The organism is Kluyvera genomosp. 1 (assembly GCF_001266615.1).
GTDB classification, from domain to species: domain Bacteria; phylum Pseudomonadota; class Gammaproteobacteria; order Enterobacterales; family Enterobacteriaceae; genus Kluyvera; species Kluyvera cryocrescens_A.
Window position 1 is genome coordinate 207,225 of record NZ_LGHZ01000018.1, and the last position, 15,731, is coordinate 222,955.

Sequence of the window (15,731 nt, forward strand, 5' to 3'; positions counted from 1 at the left end):
GTAATCCCTACTAAATTTTGGGGGATAGAAATAACCGTTTTACGTGATTATATAATAGTTCGCTATTATGATCGGCGAGCTGTTCTGAAGGCTCCAGTTTATTCAACGTTGCCGTTATATCACTTTCCAGCGCCGCGGTATCAGCCTGTTGCATATGCTGTAAAAGCGTGGTGACGACCACTTCTAGCGCATCGACCTGAATGCGTAACGCATTTGCTTCATCTTCCTTTTCAGCCAGTTTCACCAGCAGTTCTGCAATGAAATTTTTCATCGCGCGTTTTCCTTGTATGACAGCGATGGGCAGGACCAGAATCCTGAAAATTAAATAGACCGATAAAACATACGGTTCCATTCCCCTTTAGCGACCAGGGATAGAATTACAATATCCAGACAATTCTGCAAGAGAAACAGATAAAAATATAATCCTCATGTATATCATGGAATTACTGACATAAAAGACCAGCGAAACGTTTTGCTCGCATAATATTGCAATAAATTATTGATAATAGGGCGAGTCAGAGGAAATAAACCAACCTGCATTTATTCCCTCATCGAAAGGATATTACTGGCGTACCGGTTGGGTGCGGCGCAACATCACCGCTAATTGCCACAGGTTAATCAGAACGATCACCGCCGTCACAATAAATACCCAGCGGAATCCAGCCATTGCCGATACCGATGCGCCAATTAATGGTCCTACCACATTTCCCAGATACATAAATGACTGGTTATAGCCAAAAATGCGCCCGGTCACGCGTTCACTAATATATTTTAACAGCAGCGTCTGCACCGCTGGCAGCATTGCCCCATCGGCGAAACCAAGAATAAAGCGCAGAATACCTAGCTGTAGCGGTGTGGTGACAAATGACATGGCAAAAAAGAGCACCACCGCAAAAATCAGCGTTGCTAATAAAATGCGCGCGGTCCCAATACGATCGCCAAGTTTGCCTAAACGCGGCGCTGAAATGAGAGCAGATACGCCGGGTACGGCGGCAATCATCCCGCTCAAAAAGGCAATATTACCGCTGTCTGGTGACATCGATTTAATAAATAGCGCCAGGATAGGACTAATTGAGCCGTTGCACAATTGGATGACCATCGTGGTAACAAACAGACTAATCACAAGGCCTGGATACGGCAGCGAAGCAAAAACCGCCTTACCGCTAAGTTTCTCGCTTTTGGAATACTGCGGGCGCGGCCCCTCTTTAATCAGAAACAACGTCACGAGGAAGCTCAGCAACAGCAAAAACGCGGTGATATAAAAGACCATTCGCAGCCCTACGTGGTCGGCGAGAAATCCACCAAGCAACGGCCCACCAATCACGCCGGTAATCTGCGCCGTCGACAGCGTGCTGAGCGCCCAACCGCTGCGTTCACGCGGCACCTGCGAGGCCACCAGCGCCATCGCATTGGGAATATAACCGGATGTTAAGCCCATCACCGCACGCAGGATAAATAGCTGCCAGACGTTGGTCGCAAAAGCCTGCAGCAAAATAGCAATCGCCATCCCTAAAGACGCACGCAACAGCATCAGTTTGCGCCCTTTGCGGTCTGCAAGGCTGCCCCACATGGGCGAAACAATCGCCGACACCAGGAAGGTGACGCTAAAGGTTAACCCTGACCACATCGAGAGCGACTCATGCGACGTCACCCCCAGCTGTGCAACGTACAGTGGTAAAAATGGCAAAATTTGGCTGATTGCCAGGCCGGTAAAAAAACAGCCGAGCCAAACGGATATAAGGTTAACCTTCCAGGATTCCATCACAACGCGTATTCATTTTGTTACGGGGACAAGTAGACAGGTTAGCAAGTTGCCCTTCGCCCAGTATTGTCAGAGATGCTTAATCGATTATTTCAGGATTTTATGAGCCATTTAAGCGATTTGTGTGACATATATCACGATTAAAAAGCCCTGTCGCAGTGAGTTATGCTTACACTCTACGGGTTATTCGCGTCACACGGGATGGAAAAGACAGATGCCCTACCATGCCCGTGGTATGTTATGTGCTTTGCGTTTGGAACGGATGGAATTAGAAATGGCGAAGTTGCGGGTTGGCATTGTTTTTGGTGGTAAATCAGCGGAGCACGAAGTCTCCCTACAGTCGGCAAAAAATATCGTAGAAGCAATTGATAAATCGCGCTTTGACGTTGTGCTGTTAGGCATTGATAAGCAGGGGCAATGGCACATCAGCGATGCGCAAAACTACCTGTTAAACGCCCAGGATCCTGCCCGTATCGCGCTGCGCCCATCGGACACCACGCTCGCCCATATTCCGGGAAAAGAACATCATCAGATGATCGACGCTGCCAGCGGTAAACCGCTGGATGCCATTGACGTGATTTTCCCTATTGTTCACGGCACGCTCGGGGAAGATGGCTCCCTACAGGGCATGCTGCGGATGGCTAATCTGCCGTTCGTCGGCTCTGACGTGTTAGGCTCCGCCGCCTGCATGGATAAAGACGTCACCAAACGCCTGCTGCGCGATGCCGGTCTTGCCATTGCGCCTTTCGTCACCCTAACGCGCCGTAACCGCGACAGCTTCACCTTTGAAGCGCTCAAAGCGAAGCTCGGTCTGCCAATGTTTGTCAAACCGGCCAACCAGGGCTCTTCCGTTGGGGTTAGCAAGGTTAACGATGCGGATCAGTACCATAAAGCCGTCGCGTTGGCCTTCGAATTTGACCACAAAGTCGTGGTTGAGCAAGGGATTAAGGGCCGTGAAATTGAGTGCGCGGTGCTGGGCAATGACTTCCCACAGGCCAGCACCTGCGGCGAGATTGTGTTAAACAGCGAGTTCTACGCTTACGACACCAAATACATTGATGACAATGGGGCTAAAGTCGTCGTTCCAGCAGCTATTTCTGCCGAAGTGAATGACAAAATTCGCCAGGTGGCGATTGATGCTTATCAGACTCTGGGCTGCAGCGGCATGGCGCGTGTTGATGTGTTCCTCACCGCCGAAAACGAGGTGGTGATTAATGAAATCAACACGTTGCCTGGCTTCACCAATATCAGCATGTATCCAAAACTGTGGCAAGCCAGCGGCCTGGACTACACTTCGTTGATTACTCGTCTGATTGAACTGGCGCTGGAACGTCATCAGGCCGATAAAGCGCTGAAAACGTCGATGAACGACTAAGCCAGGAACCGATAGCCGTTTGGCCTGAACAGCATCACGCAATCAGGCCAACAGACTCTTTAGCCCGACGGCCTTTTCTGACGCCGGGCCACTAAAGCAAAACGTTAATCTTCTTCCCGACGACGAATAATAAACCCCGCCAGCCAGAAACTGATAACCCAGGTCACCAGCCCTACCGCATAGGTTTGCCAGCCTTTTGCTTCGAACCCAAGCAGACCCACAATCCCGTTAAGAATAAAAATCAAACCAATCGCAAATGCGTAGTAATGCCAATCGCGGCGAATTTTTGCAGGCAGGTTCATAGCGGCTCCAGTAAAAAAAACGATGATGCCATAAACCATCAGTAGCGTCTGTGGCAGAAACGACAAATAGCGGATGTAAAAGACCGAGAGTTGGTGCTTAAAGTTGAGTTGCTGCCAGGCGGTTAGAGGCTAAAAACCAGGATTATTCTTGCTCAAAATTTACCATAAATCCGATTTTGACATTCCCCATCTGCTGCCACACTCCCTTCTGTATCACGAAATCGTCTGCAATCACGTAATCTGGAGGTCTCAATGACAGATTTCACTTTCTCAAAGCGCATTTTCAACGGGAAGAAGAGGACGTCCTCCACCTCTGGCAACCTGGCTTACGCACTGTTCGTGCTGCTGTGTTTTTCGGTAGGTGCGCAGCTGCTCTCTTTGGTCGCGCATGCACCAGGCGTTTATGAACACCTGATGCAAATGCAGGACAGCGGTCGTCCGCGCGTGGAAATTGGTTTAGGCGTGAGTACGCTATTTGGCGTCGTTCCATTCCTGGCAGGCTGCGCTATCCTTGGCGTGGTATCGCTGGTGCATCGCCTGCGTCACCGCCGTTAATTGATGGCCATACACTTAGCCCGACGCTCATCAACGCGTTTTGCGAACCACGCGGTGGTTAATTGACGAGTGATTTTCGGGCTTTCTAACTGAATCCCCGGCAGCATTTCTCGCGCTAGCGTTTTACCCACCTTCTGCTCGGCAATTTTAAACACCCCTTTGTACAACGCGGTCTCTTCGAATGCGAGGCTGTCGCCTTTGCGTAGCTGGTTATGGATTTCGCTGTTACTAAGAGACAGTTTATTCGCCAGTTTTCTGACCGCCGTTTCGGTACTGCCGGGCTCATCGCTGCCGTACAACACCACATCGCCGTCTAGCGCCAGCTTCACGCCGGTAGCTTTACTCACCGCATACTGGAATGCCGCGTTTCGGCTGGCGTACCAACCGGCGTTAAAGTCGGCAAAGCGATAAAGCGGCGCGGTATAATTTGCCGGATAGTTCAGCAGATGGTAAGTGCCAAACCATACCCCTCCGCGCAGCGAGAAAACTTCCTGACGCACGGTCCCGTCCATTTTCCACGGATAGTTGTTTTGATGCCCTTCGGCGAAAGCAATACTCACCTGCATCGGCCCACCGGTATGGACCGGGTTCAGCGAACCAAACAGCTTCTGCCCCATCGGCACCATGCCGATAAAATCATCAAAAATCGCGCTCAGCTGTTTTTCCGTTTTCACGCTATCCAGGCGATCGCTATAGCTTTTGCCGTTTGGCGAGTTGATTTTCAGCGCAGTGTGGACCAGAAAAACCGGAATATGCATCTTTTCAGCGCGGCGGTCGATCTCCTGCCAGGCAATTTTACTCAACCCCGGCACCGCCGGGTCAGCCTGATAATTGGACTCCTGCTGCGCCACCGCCAGCACCGAACAGATATTTTCCTCGGTGGGTGCCAGCTTCTGGCTGTCGAAGGTTTTTGCCAGCGTCTGCGCCCAGGCATCCCTGTCCTTCACGCTAGCGGGCATTTTCTGGCGCACCACGCTTGCCACATCCACCGGTTTTTCCCCCGCCTTCATCTGTGGAGCCTGCTGGCTGGTACAGGCGCTAAGCAAAGCGCCAGCCAGCAAAGTAAAGGGTAAAGCGCGATAACGCGTGACGGCAATCGCCATGAGCTGTCCTTAATGAAATAAACCGGCGTCGTTTAGCTCTGCGGCTGCACGACTTCATCTTGCAGATCTTTATTATCCAGTTCGCGTTCAAAGCTGCGCAGACGTTTGTAAATGGACATCAGTTCCACCAGCGTCGTCCAGGAGCTAATCAGATACTGGAAAGATCCGCGTACCTGGCCGAAAACGTTGGTTATCTGCGTCATCAGGCCGAGCGTAATCGTACCGGCAACGATCGATGGAAACAGCAGGAACAAACCGAAAACGTTATCCACCTGCAAATACAAAATACGGGCGATATTGAAGTACATATAGTGGAAATAGAGACGGAAATAGTTCTGGCGTACCGCGCTAAACAGCTCGCGTAACGTTGGCGGCGTGGCGCGGTTCGCATCATCTTCACCATAGACCAGCTCTTTACGGTAGGCCGCTTCAACGCGCTGGTTTTTAAAATTCAGCCCCGGCAGCTTAATCCCCACCACCGCCAGCATTCCGGTCCCCATCAGCGACCAGACGATGGCCGCAATCACCAGACCGTAAGGCACATGGCCGATAATCGGCAGATTTGGCACGTGCGCAGAAAGCGTGACCAGCACCGGTAGAAACGCAATCAGGGTCATAATGGCGTTAATAAAGCTGGTACCCATATCCTCAAGCGTGGAGGCAAAGCGCATGGTGTCTTCCTGCACACGCTGAGCGGCACCTTCGATATGGCGCAGATGCTGCCAGTGTTCCGTATAGTGTTCGTTCATCGCCGTACGCCAGCGAAAGACATAGTGGCTAACGAAGAAATTATTCAGCACGCCTATAACAACGGCAATCAGCGCAATGCCAAGGAAAATACCAATTTCCTGATAGAACTGGTTTATCGAGACTTTGTTCGGCGTCGCAAGCGCGGTCTGAATCAGGTCATAGAACGGGGCATACCAGGCGTTAATCGCTACGCCCACTTCCACCATAAACCAGGTGACAAAAATAATCAGCGCAGTCCCCAGAATGGACCAATACTGCCAGCGATGAGGGCTACGGATAAACCAATATCCAGCGAACAGCGCAACGCAAATCAGATAGTAAGCATAAAAAACCAGATAGTTCAGCGACCAAAAGCGGGCTGCGCTTATCGGGATATCGTTACTTGCGCCAGTCATACGCAGCAGCCAACTCCCACCGCCTGCCTGCCAGAAAATGACGGCGATAAGTGCCCAAATAAACGCCGAGAGGAAAAAGGGCCCTGGCTTTGGGAAAAAAGACTTAAACATAATGCTCTCCTGCTAACTTCTTATGGTTTTGTTTTATGCTGTGACCACAGAATACCGCTACGGAAAATTTTTACCGTAAAGAGGTATTAGGCAATGTTTCTGGGCAATCAGACCGGAAAATTCTGGCAGAGTTCGCGGTAACACCACCTGACGTATCATACGCGCTGGATCACAAAAGCGTGCAATCATCCTGGTGAATAATCCCCGCATTTACGCCCGGTTACGTTTTTCCCGCTATCATAGCGTTTAATGGCGCTGCGCCAGGTGCCGATTCGTTGTATTTTTAGTATAAATACGCGTTACTTTCCCATTTCAATTCATGGATGCCTCCGTTGAAACGTAGTCTGCTTTTTTCTGCCGCGCTATGCGTGGCGTCATTGACCTCGGTGCAGGCTGCACAGCCTATTACCAGCCCTGCGTTTGCGTCCGATATCGCCGACCGCTATGCCAATCATATCTATTACGGCAGCGGTGCAACCGGTATGGCTTTGGTGGTCATTGATGGTAACCAGCGAGTGTTTCGCAGCTTTGGCGAAACCCGTCCGGGCAACAATGTACACCCGCAACTCGATTCGGTTATCCGCATCGCCTCGCTGAGCAAACTGATGACCAGCGAAATGCTGGTTAAGCTGCTCGACCAGGGGGTGGTGAAGCTCAACGACCCGCTGAGTAAATATGCGCCTTCCGGCTCACGTGTTCCGACCTATAATGGCACCCCTATTACATTGGTGAATCTGGCGACTCACACCAGCGCTCTGCCGCGTGAACAACCGGGTGGTGCGGCGCATCGTCCTGTTTTCGTCTGGCCAACGCAGTCGCAGCGCTGGAACTATCTCTCAACGGCAAAACTGCACGCTGCGCCGGGTTCACAGGCCAGCTACTCTAACCTGGCGTTCGACCTGCTCGCTGATGCGCTGGGCAATGCGGCGGGCAAACCTTATCCTCAGCTGTTTGAAGAACAGATAACCCGACCTTTGGGGATGAAAGACACCACCTTCACGCCGTCACCCGATCAATGTGGGCGCTTGATGGTGGCCGAGAAAGGGGCCAGTCCGTGTAACAACACGCTCGCCGCAATGGGCAGCGGCGGGGTTTACTCCACGCCGGGTGATATGATGCGCTGGATGCAGCAGTATCTCTCTTCTGATTTTTACCATCGCAGCAATCAGGCTGACCGGATGCAAACACTGGTCTATAAACGCAGCCAACTCACCCGCGTAATTGGGATGGATGTGCCGGGTCGCGCGGACGCGCTGGGCCTCGGCTGGGTGTATATGGCACCGAAGAACGGCCGCCCGGGCATTATTCAGAAAACCGGCGGTGGCGGTGGTTTTATTACCTATATGGCGATGATCCCGCAGTCCAACGTCGGCGCATTTGTGGTCATTACGCGCTCGCCGCTGACCCGCTTCGTCAATATGAGTGATGGAATTAACGATCTGGTCACGGAACTCAGCGGTAATAAAGCCGCCGTCATTCCTGCATCTTAATAATCATCAGGCAAACGCGTCACGCCGACGAGTTTGCCTTTATTCATCTGGATGTATTCCCCTTTCCGCAGCGCGGAAAGTACTTCGGCGATCACCGAGCGGGAAATTCCCGTTCGCTGTTGAATATAATTCAGGACACCAATGCGTCCGCGTATTTCAGGTGCCCACTCCATCATCATAAAAAGTGTCGACCGAATCTGATGATAATGGTTAGTACCAATCAGCTGTTTATCGCGCAGTTCGAGCATGCGAGTTTGCCAGCCCATCCAATAAAAAGCTTCTCGCCAAAGCTGTTTATGCTCAAGACATTGCAGCGTGTCACTCGCCGCGAGGTAATATCCCCGACACTCGCTTTCTGCCGTTAGCATATACTCATTGCGAATTTGGCTGACCCCAGCCGCCAGGCCAAAAATGATCGGGCCTTGCACAATACCATACAGAATATGATGGTTAATGCGATGCAGAGACACCGTTCCTTGCTGAATCACAATCGTGGCGTCTTTCGCAATGCTATGGGGAGGGAGGAACGTGGCACCTGCGGACAGGTTAAATCGCGTCCCTTGTTGAGAAAGCTCTTTGTCGAGAGTAACAAACTCGCTAAGCGGTTTACTCAAAGTGGGCATGTTATGCAATCCGTGCAAAAAATACTCGTCATCATAATGAGTATTGAGAATAAAATTACCGGGAAGTGGCCTTCCCTGCATACAAAAGGATTCAACAAGAACCTTCATACTGAAGCGCGGAGAATTATGCATCGTGCATAATAAACGGTTCAATTATAGTTTATTAAAAGTAGGTTTCAGGATTTCTAACACTGACAATAAAAAGATGACCGCTAATCCTTGCTCTCGGGCCATACAGACTTTAAGGCATATCATTGCCACTTTCAGATTCAACAAATTAATATACTTACCCCCCAACATAATATAAAACCCTAAAATTATAATTAAAAATTGCCTGATAGCATTTAATTAAACCACCATTTTTCAATAACGAAGGCATTTTGATAAATGATTGGGTTCTTCACTTTTCGGGCACGGCCCGAATACTTTAACCACCACTTTAGTAAAACATTCGGCCCCTGATTCAGTTACAATAGCCCTCCTTGTTTCACAAATATCAGGCATACCATGACAGACTTACTCCATCGCCCCCGTCGCCTGCGCAAATCCTCTGCGCTGCGCGCTATGTTTGAAGAGACAACACTGAGCTTAAACGACCTGGTGTTGCCGATCTTTGTTGAAGAAGAGATCAACGATTACAAAGCCATCGAAGCCATGCCTGGCGTGATGCGCATTCCAGAAAAGCATCTGGCGCGTGAGATTGAACGCATTGCCAATACGGGAATCCGCTCGGTGATGACCTTTGGCATCTCACACCATACCGACGACACCGGCAGCGACGCCTGGAAAGAAGACGGTCTGGTGGCGCGTATGTCCCGTATCTGCAAACAAACCGTACCGGAAATGATCGTCATGTCCGATACCTGTTTCTGCGAATACACCTCTCACGGCCACTGTGGCGTGCTGTGCGATCACGGCGTCGATAACGACCTGACGCTGGCAAACCTTGGTAAGCAGGCGGTCGTTGCGGCGGCGGCCGGTGCTGATTTCATCGCCCCTTCCGCTGCGATGGACGGACAAGTTCAGGCCATTCGCCAGGCGCTGGATGCGGCCGGATTCACCGATACCGCCATCATGTCCTACTCCACCAAATTCGCCTCCTCCTTCTACGGCCCGTTCCGTGAAGCGGCAGGAACAGCGCTGAAAGGTGACCGTAAAACCTATCAGATGAACCCAATGAACCGCCGCGAAGCGATTCGCGAGTCGCTACTGGACGAAGCCCAGGGCGCTGATTGCCTGATGGTGAAACCTGCCGGGGCATATCTGGATATCCTGCGCGACATCCGTGAACGCACCGAGCTGCCGATTGGCGCTTATCAGGTCAGCGGGGAATACGCGATGATCAAATTCGCCGCTCAGGCGGGTGCAATTGACGAAGAAAAAGTGGTCCTGGAAAGCCTTGGCGCCATCAAACGCGCGGGCGCTGACCTTATCTTTAGCTACTTCGCCCTCGATTTAGCCGAGAAGAAAATCCTGCGCTAATTGCCTCTCAACGCCCTGCCTGTGCGGGGCGTTATTATCTTTCGCAAAACGTCACCAAACCGCCATATAACCGACATATCCCCCTTCTACTGTCAAAGCAGGACAGAGGAGGAGCCGCTATGTTTAGTCTCGAAAACGTCATCGACGACCTGTGGCCTCAGGCGAGGCCAGCCCCCTGGCAAAAGAAAGTACTCAAAAAGCTGCTGCACGAAGAAGAGTTTCAACAATTTGCGGCACGTCACCGCCACCTGAAAGGACTCGATGCAGTCGAACAGGTACTGGAGCATCTTAATATTCACTGCGATGTGGCAGTGCAAAGCCTGGAGCAAATCCCCGAACAGGGACCACTGGTCATCATCGCCAACCACCCCACTGGCACTCTCGACGGATTAGCCTTACTCTACGCCGTTTCCCGCGTACGCCGCGATGTGAAAGTCGTCACCAATCGCATGCTGACCCACCTTGAACCGCTCAGTTCCCTGTTTATTCCCGTCGATAACATCAATGGCCGCACGTCCAAATCGGCACTCCAGCAAATGGACCGCCAGCTGCAAAACGGCGGCGTACTGATCTTCTTCCCAGCGGGCGAGGTATCACGCCTCACCCGGCGCGGCATTCGCGATAAAAAATGGCACTCCGGCTTTATTAAACTCGCCACCAAATATCGCGCACCGCTGTTGCCAGCGTGGATTGAGGCGCGCAATAGCGCCCTGTTCTACGCCAGCACGCTGGTTTCGCCCAATTTGCCGCTGCTGTTACTGATGCAGCAAATGTTCCGCCGTCGCAACGGCAGCCTGCCGGTCACAATTGGCCAGCAAATTGCCTGGTCAGCCTGGTTTAATTCACAGTCTACGCCCCGCGAAATGGCCGACAAATGCTATCGCCATGTACAGCGGCTGGGCAAAAATCTGCCGGGCGTGTTCCGGACCGAGAGCGCTATCGCCCGCCCCGAACCGCGCGCGCTAGTCAAGCGCGAACTGGCTCAGGCTGAATGTCTGGGGCGCACAGCGGACGGCAAGGTCATCTATCTGTGGCAACGAAACGGACAGGATGATGCGCCGCTGCTGCGCGAGCTGGGGCGTCTGCGGGAAATCGCTTTTCGCGCCGTCGGTGAAGGCAGCGGTAAGCGCCGCGACGTCGACGGCTACGATGATGACTATCTGCATCTGATTTTATGGGATGAAGAGGATCTGGAAATTGTCGGAGCCTACCGCTTTATGCCCACCGCATTGCAGCTGGAAAAACGCGGGCTAGACGGCATCTACAGCTACAGCCTGTTCCACTACGATGAACGTATGGACGATATTCTCCAGCACGGCATTGAGCTGGGGCGCAGTTTTATTCAGCCGCGCTACTGGGGACGCCGCGGGCTGGATTATCTGTGGTCAGGAATCGGTGCCTATCTGGCACGCTATCCACACTATCGCTATCTATTCGGTCCGGTGTCGATTTCAGGCGGCCTGCCGCCTGCGGCTCGGGATTTGCTGGTTGCCTTTTATCGTCTGTGGTTCCCGGCCACGCATCCGCTGGCGGAGTCGCGTCGCCCTTACCCGGCATCGTTGCCCGATGTATTAGCGCAGTTTAGCGGCGAGGATTACACCGAAGATCTGACGCGGCTGAAGTCGCTGCTCGGCAACCTCGGCTGCGGTATTCCTCCGCTGTATAAGCAATATTCCGAGGTGTGCGAACCGGGCGGCGTACAGTTTATCGATTTTGGCAGCGACCCGGATTTCAATAACTGTGTAGATGGTCTGGTACTGGTGGATTTAACCTATCTGAAGGCCAACCGCTATCAGCGCTATATTGGCGCGCATCTGGATGATGCAAAGTCAGCATAGCGGTAACACCGTTCACTTAAGCAAAGCGATGAGGGGAAACGCCGGGATTGGGTTCCCGGAAGGTCGCCAAACCCAGTGGTCGCCCCGGATATCTCAATCTTACACTCACGGTGTTAAGCATAACGGCGCTTTTCCTCTCCCAATTTGGGAGAGGAAATCATCATTACGGCGCACGATAAAAAGGTTTATCCCCCAGAATCGTCGCCCGGTGCATGATGCGTCGCTGCGGCAGATAATCGGCGTTAGCGTAGTGCTGCGTCACCCGGTTATCCCAAATCGCCACATCGTTCGGCTGCCAGCGCCAGCGCACCTGGAACTCCGGCTTAGTGACGTGAGAGAACAGGAAGCTTAACAACGCCTCACTCTCTTTCTCGCTCACATCCACAATTCGAGTGGTGAAACCTTCGTTCACGAACAGCGCCTGCTTGCCGCTCACCGGATGCGTGCGCACCACCGGATGCAACAGCGGCGGGTTCTTCGCTACTGCCTCCAGCCAGCGCTGGTGCTCTTCTTCCGTTTTGCGGTATTTGTACTCCTGGAACGATTTACGGAAATCGTGCTCGGCGTGCAGGCCGCTTAGCAGTGCTTTAAACGGTGCGGAGAGCGCCTCGTAAGCGGCAATTCCGCTGGTCCACAGGGTGTCGCCGCCGGTTGATGGCAGCTCTTTGGCGGCCAGAATCGCTCCTGCTGGCGGCGTGTCGATAAAAGTGACATCGGTATGCCAGTTGTCGTTATCCGGCGGATTGTTGTCGTGGGTATCCAGCACGATAATCTCTTCCACGCCCGGCGCATGCGGATAGACCGGGTGAATATGCAGATCGCCAAAGCGGCGCGCCAGCTCGCGCTGCTGCTCGGGGGTAATCAACTGTTCGCGCAGGAACACCACCTGATGACGCAGCACCGCGTGATACAGCTGTTCAAACTGGTTATCGCTCAGTGGACGGGTTAAATCCGCCCCGGAAATTTGCGCGCCAATGTACGGCCCCAGCGGGGTAATGGCCAGACGTTCACTCATTGTACTTCTCCATGCCACGGGGTCAGACGGCGCTGTAGCGCGCGCAACCCTAATTCCAGACCGAAAGCGATAATCGCAATCACCGCAATTCCCGCCAGTACCACATCAGTGGCTAAAAATTCCCCGGCAGATTGCACCATAAAACCTAAACCTCGGGTGGCGGCGATAAGCTCGGCAGCCACCAGCGTTGACCAGCCCACGCCTAAACCAATGCGCAGCCCGGTTAATATTTCCGGCAGTGCACCCGGCAAAATGACCAGCCACAATACCTGCGTCCGGCTTGCACCCAGCGACTGCGCCGCGCGAATCCGCACCTGCTGGGCGCTTTTGACTCCGGCCAATGCAGACATCGCCACCGGTGCGAAAATCGCCAGATAAATCAGCAATACTTTTGAGGTTTCGCCAATGCCAAACCAGATAACCATCAGCGGTAAATAGGCCAGCGGCGGTACCGGGCGGTACAGTTCGATAAGCGGGTCAAGAATCCCGCGCACCGTCGGGCTTAGGCCCATAGCAATCCCCACCGGGATGCCGATAATCGTTGCCGCCAGCAGCGCAACCACAATTCGCGCCAGACTCGCCGCCAGATGCTGCCACAACGTGGCGTCCATAAAGCCCTGCGGACCACCGATGACAATCAGTTTTTGCAGTACCTGTCCAGGAGGCGGTAGAAACAGCGGGCTAATCAGCTGTGCAGCGGTCACTGCCCACCAGAGAGCCAGCAGCGCCGCCAGCGTTGTCAGACTCAACGTCAAGTGACGCGAGAAAGGCCAGCGCAGTTTCAGGCCGCGCTGACGCGGTTTATCGTTAATCACTACGCTCATGAGAAAGCCTCCCGTTGCTCAAACACCCGGCTTAGCACGTACTCGCGCTGTTCAATGAATCGCGGGTCGGACTTAATGCTGCGGCATGCTTCTCCCGCGACAAAACGACGGCCAAAGTCGAGCGGCAGACGTTCCAGTACGCGCCCCGGCCCCGGTGACAACAGCACCAGTTCGGTGGCCATGAAAATCGCTTCTTCAATATCGTGGGTAATCAGTAGCACTTTCTTACCCGTCTCATGCCACAGCTTCAGCAGCAGCGTTTGCATCTGTTCACGAGTGAAGGCATCGAGTGCGCCAAACGGTTCGTCCAGCAGCAACAGCTGCGGGTTCGCCGCCAGCGCGCGGGCAATGCCAACGCGCTGACGCTGGCCGCCGGAAAGCTGCCAGATAAAGCGCTTTTCCGCGCCCTCAAGGCCAACTTTTTTCAGCATCTGTGCGGCGGTTTCCCGGCGCTCAACTTTGCCAACACCGGCCAGCTGTAATCCCAGCGCCACGTTGTCCTGCACGTTGCGCCATGGCAGCAGCCCTTCATTTTGAAAGACCACGCCCCGATCGGCGCCAGGTCCATCGACACGCTTGCCATCCAGGGTGATGCTGCCGTGCTGGTAAGGCACAAATCCGGCAATCAGGTTCAGCAGCGTGGTTTTGCCACAGCCCGACGGCCCCAGCACCACCAGCAGCTCGCCGCTGTCGACGGTAAGATTGATATCCGACAGCGCCGGTTTCCCGCCGTAATCAGCGGAAAGATGCGAGATTTGCAGCATCACAACCCCCTTACTTCACGAAACGGTCGGTAACGTACTGGCTATAGTCCGTCGCCACGTTCGGCACTTTGCCCTGCTCTTTGAGGAACTGTGCAGTATCGACAATCGCCTTGTTGACCGGGCCATTCAATGCCTGAGACTGCTGCTCGGCGGTCAGATAGGTATTGCCTTTCACCAGCCCCGGCACGTCGGATTCCGGAACGCCGCTCAGGCGCGCCAGCTTGCTGATGTTCTCAGGCTGGGCCAGCCATTTATCCGGGTTATCGATATAAGCGCGCTGGGCGTCAATCGCGCTTTTCGCAAAGGCTTTGACGACTTCAGGGTGTTTCTCGGCAAAGTCTTTACGCACAACCCACACGTCGAGCGTTGGCGCACCCCATTCGCCCACTTTCGACGAGTCGGTCAGTACGGTGCCGTCTTTTTCCAGCTCATTGACGGCCGGTGCCCACACGTAGGCGCCATCAATATCTCCACGCTGCCAGGCGGCAATAATCGCTGGCGGCTGGAGGTTCAGAATCTGGACCTGGCCCGGCTTGATGCCCCAGTGCTTGAGCGCCGCCAGCAGGCTGTAGTGAGTGGTGGAAATAAACGGTACGGCGATACGTTTGCCGATCAGGTCTTCCGGTTTGGTGATGGCTTTTTTCACCACCAGCGCTTCGGAGTTACCGAGCTGAGAGGCCAGCAGGAACACTTCAATTGGCACCTGTTGGCTGGCGGCGACCGCCAGCGGGCTTGAGCCGAGATTGCCAATCTGCACATCGCCAGAAGCCAATGCCCGCACGATGCTGGCACCGCTATCAAACTTGCGCCAGTCAGGTTTTGCACCGCTTAATTTTTCGAAGGTGTTATCCGCCTGAGCCACTTTGGCCGGCTCCGCGGAAGTTTGATACGCAATGGTGACGTCCACGGCCTGTGCCTGGAAAGCCAACAGCGCCAGCGTAGCGGCGATAAGGGTGAAACGCGATGCGATAGCCATAATGTCCTGCTCCCATGTCTTGTTATGTGGGCAGTATTTCGTGGCGAAGGGGGGTTGATAAAGGAATTAAAAGTGCTTGTTAATTCCATTTCGTTTTTAGAAAAAAAGCGGCAAAGGATAGTTGAAGAGTGGGATTTCACGGGCCGTCAGCGGCGGGGGCTTAAAAAAACGGGCTGATGCACCTGGTGTTGGTCAGTTAAGCGTAAAATTCCGTTCACTTTATGTTTTGCAGAATATGAAACATCGGCATCAGTGAACGGGCTAAGGGGAGCGCCGCGCTCCCCTTAGCAATCCCCGCGGCCCCTCGGTGAAATCGGTGCTTCGCACTGCGTTCGCCTGCGAACTCCAACCTGCGGCACGGCGAAA

General features: G+C 53.4%; 15 protein-coding genes. 5 read left to right on the forward strand and 10 right to left on the reverse strand.

Annotated features, from left to right (window positions below):
• Positions 1-10: 10 nt before the first annotated feature.
• Positions 11-271 carry a sigma-S stabilization anti-adapter protein IraP gene (locus KP80_RS12300; RefSeq protein WP_052283926.1) on the reverse strand — a complete coding sequence of 87 codons (261 nt, stop codon included), beginning with the start codon at positions 269-271 and terminating at the stop codon, positions 11-13.
• A 291-nt stretch (positions 272-562) separates the two neighbouring features.
• The gene (locus KP80_RS12305) at positions 563-1,762 is read right to left on the reverse strand and encodes a multidrug efflux MFS transporter (protein WP_052283927.1); all 1,200 of its coding nucleotides are present in this window, start codon (positions 1,760-1,762) and stop codon (positions 563-565) included.
• 274 nt (positions 1,763-2,036) lie between these two features.
• Between KP80_RS12305 and ddlA the strand changes: the two genes are divergently transcribed.
• The gene (gene ddlA, locus KP80_RS12310; protein WP_052283928.1) at positions 2,037-3,137 is read left to right on the forward strand and encodes a D-alanine--D-alanine ligase; all 1,101 of its coding nucleotides are present in this window, start codon (positions 2,037-2,039) and stop codon (positions 3,135-3,137) included.
• Positions 3,138-3,241: 104 nt separating this feature from the next.
• Here the strand turns inward: ddlA and KP80_RS12315 are convergent, their stop codons facing one another.
• Positions 3,242-3,439: a DUF2754 family protein gene (locus KP80_RS12315; protein ID WP_052283929.1), complete on the reverse strand. Its 198-nt coding sequence runs from the start codon at positions 3,437-3,439 to the stop codon at positions 3,242-3,244.
• Positions 3,440-3,691: 252 nt separating this feature from the next.
• On the opposite strand from KP80_RS12315, the gene KP80_RS12320 reads away from it, so the two are divergent.
• A complete protein-coding gene (locus tag KP80_RS12320) occupies positions 3,692-3,994 on the forward strand; it encodes a DUF2755 family protein (RefSeq protein WP_052283930.1) in 303 nt (100 codons plus the stop codon).
• On the opposite strand, the gene KP80_RS12325 is transcribed toward KP80_RS12320, so the two are convergent.
• Together KP80_RS12325 and sbmA are read right to left on the reverse strand one after the other, a co-directional pair.
• Positions 3,991-5,097, reverse strand: coding sequence for a DUF1615 domain-containing protein (locus tag KP80_RS12325; protein WP_052283931.1), 1,107 nt, complete (start codon positions 5,095-5,097; stop codon positions 3,991-3,993). The genes KP80_RS12320 and KP80_RS12325 overlap by 4 nt on opposite strands.
• 32 nt (positions 5,098-5,129) lie before the next feature.
• Positions 5,130-6,353, reverse strand: coding sequence for a peptide antibiotic transporter SbmA (gene sbmA / locus KP80_RS12330; RefSeq protein ID WP_052283932.1), 1,224 nt, complete (start codon positions 6,351-6,353; stop codon positions 5,130-5,132).
• Positions 6,354-6,685: 332 nt separating this feature from the next.
• On the opposite strand from sbmA, the gene ampH reads away from it, so the two are divergent.
• Positions 6,686-7,843 carry a D-alanyl-D-alanine-carboxypeptidase/endopeptidase AmpH gene (gene ampH, locus KP80_RS12335; protein ID WP_052283933.1) on the forward strand — a complete coding sequence of 386 codons (1,158 nt, stop codon included), beginning with the start codon at positions 6,686-6,688 and terminating at the stop codon, positions 7,841-7,843.
• Here ampH and KP80_RS12340 read toward each other — a convergent pair.
• Positions 7,840-8,466, reverse strand: a complete 627-nt coding sequence (locus tag KP80_RS12340) for a helix-turn-helix domain-containing protein (RefSeq protein ID WP_052283934.1) — start codon at positions 8,464-8,466, stop codon at positions 7,840-7,842. The two genes, ampH and KP80_RS12340, sit on opposite strands and share 4 nt — an antisense overlap.
• Before the next feature lie 507 nt (positions 8,467-8,973).
• Between KP80_RS12340 and hemB the strand changes: the two genes are divergently transcribed.
• Positions 8,974-9,948, forward strand: coding sequence for a porphobilinogen synthase (gene hemB, locus KP80_RS12345; RefSeq protein ID WP_052283935.1), 975 nt, complete (start codon positions 8,974-8,976; stop codon positions 9,946-9,948).
• A gap of 119 nt (positions 9,949-10,067) precedes the next feature.
• Positions 10,068-11,786: a lysophospholipid acyltransferase family protein gene (locus tag KP80_RS12350; RefSeq protein WP_052283936.1), complete on the forward strand. Its 1,719-nt coding sequence runs from the start codon at positions 10,068-10,070 to the stop codon at positions 11,784-11,786.
• A 163-nt stretch (positions 11,787-11,949) separates the two neighbouring features.
• Here KP80_RS12350 and tauD read toward each other — a convergent pair whose 3' ends face one another.
• Genes tauD through tauA form a run of 4 tightly spaced genes read right to left on the reverse strand, consistent with a single transcriptional unit; the run spans position 11,950 to position 15,365 of the window.
• Positions 11,950-12,801 (reverse strand): taurine dioxygenase, encoded by an 852-nt coding sequence (gene tauD, locus KP80_RS12355; protein ID WP_052283937.1) that lies wholly within the window; start codon positions 12,799-12,801, stop codon positions 11,950-11,952.
• Positions 12,798-13,625 carry a taurine ABC transporter permease TauC gene (tauC, locus tag KP80_RS12360; RefSeq protein WP_052283938.1) on the reverse strand — a complete coding sequence of 276 codons (828 nt, stop codon included), beginning with the start codon at positions 13,623-13,625 and terminating at the stop codon, positions 12,798-12,800. The genes tauD and tauC overlap by 4 nt, the downstream gene beginning before the upstream one ends.
• The gene (gene tauB, locus KP80_RS12365) at positions 13,622-14,389 is read right to left on the reverse strand and encodes a taurine ABC transporter ATP-binding subunit (RefSeq protein ID WP_052283939.1); all 768 of its coding nucleotides are present in this window, start codon (positions 14,387-14,389) and stop codon (positions 13,622-13,624) included. The genes tauC and tauB overlap by 4 nt, the downstream gene beginning before the upstream one ends.
• Before the next feature lie 10 nt (positions 14,390-14,399).
• Positions 14,400-15,365 carry a taurine ABC transporter substrate-binding protein gene (tauA, locus tag KP80_RS12370; RefSeq protein WP_052283940.1) on the reverse strand — a complete coding sequence of 322 codons (966 nt, stop codon included), beginning with the start codon at positions 15,363-15,365 and terminating at the stop codon, positions 14,400-14,402.
• Positions 15,366-15,731: the final 366 nt, after the last annotated feature.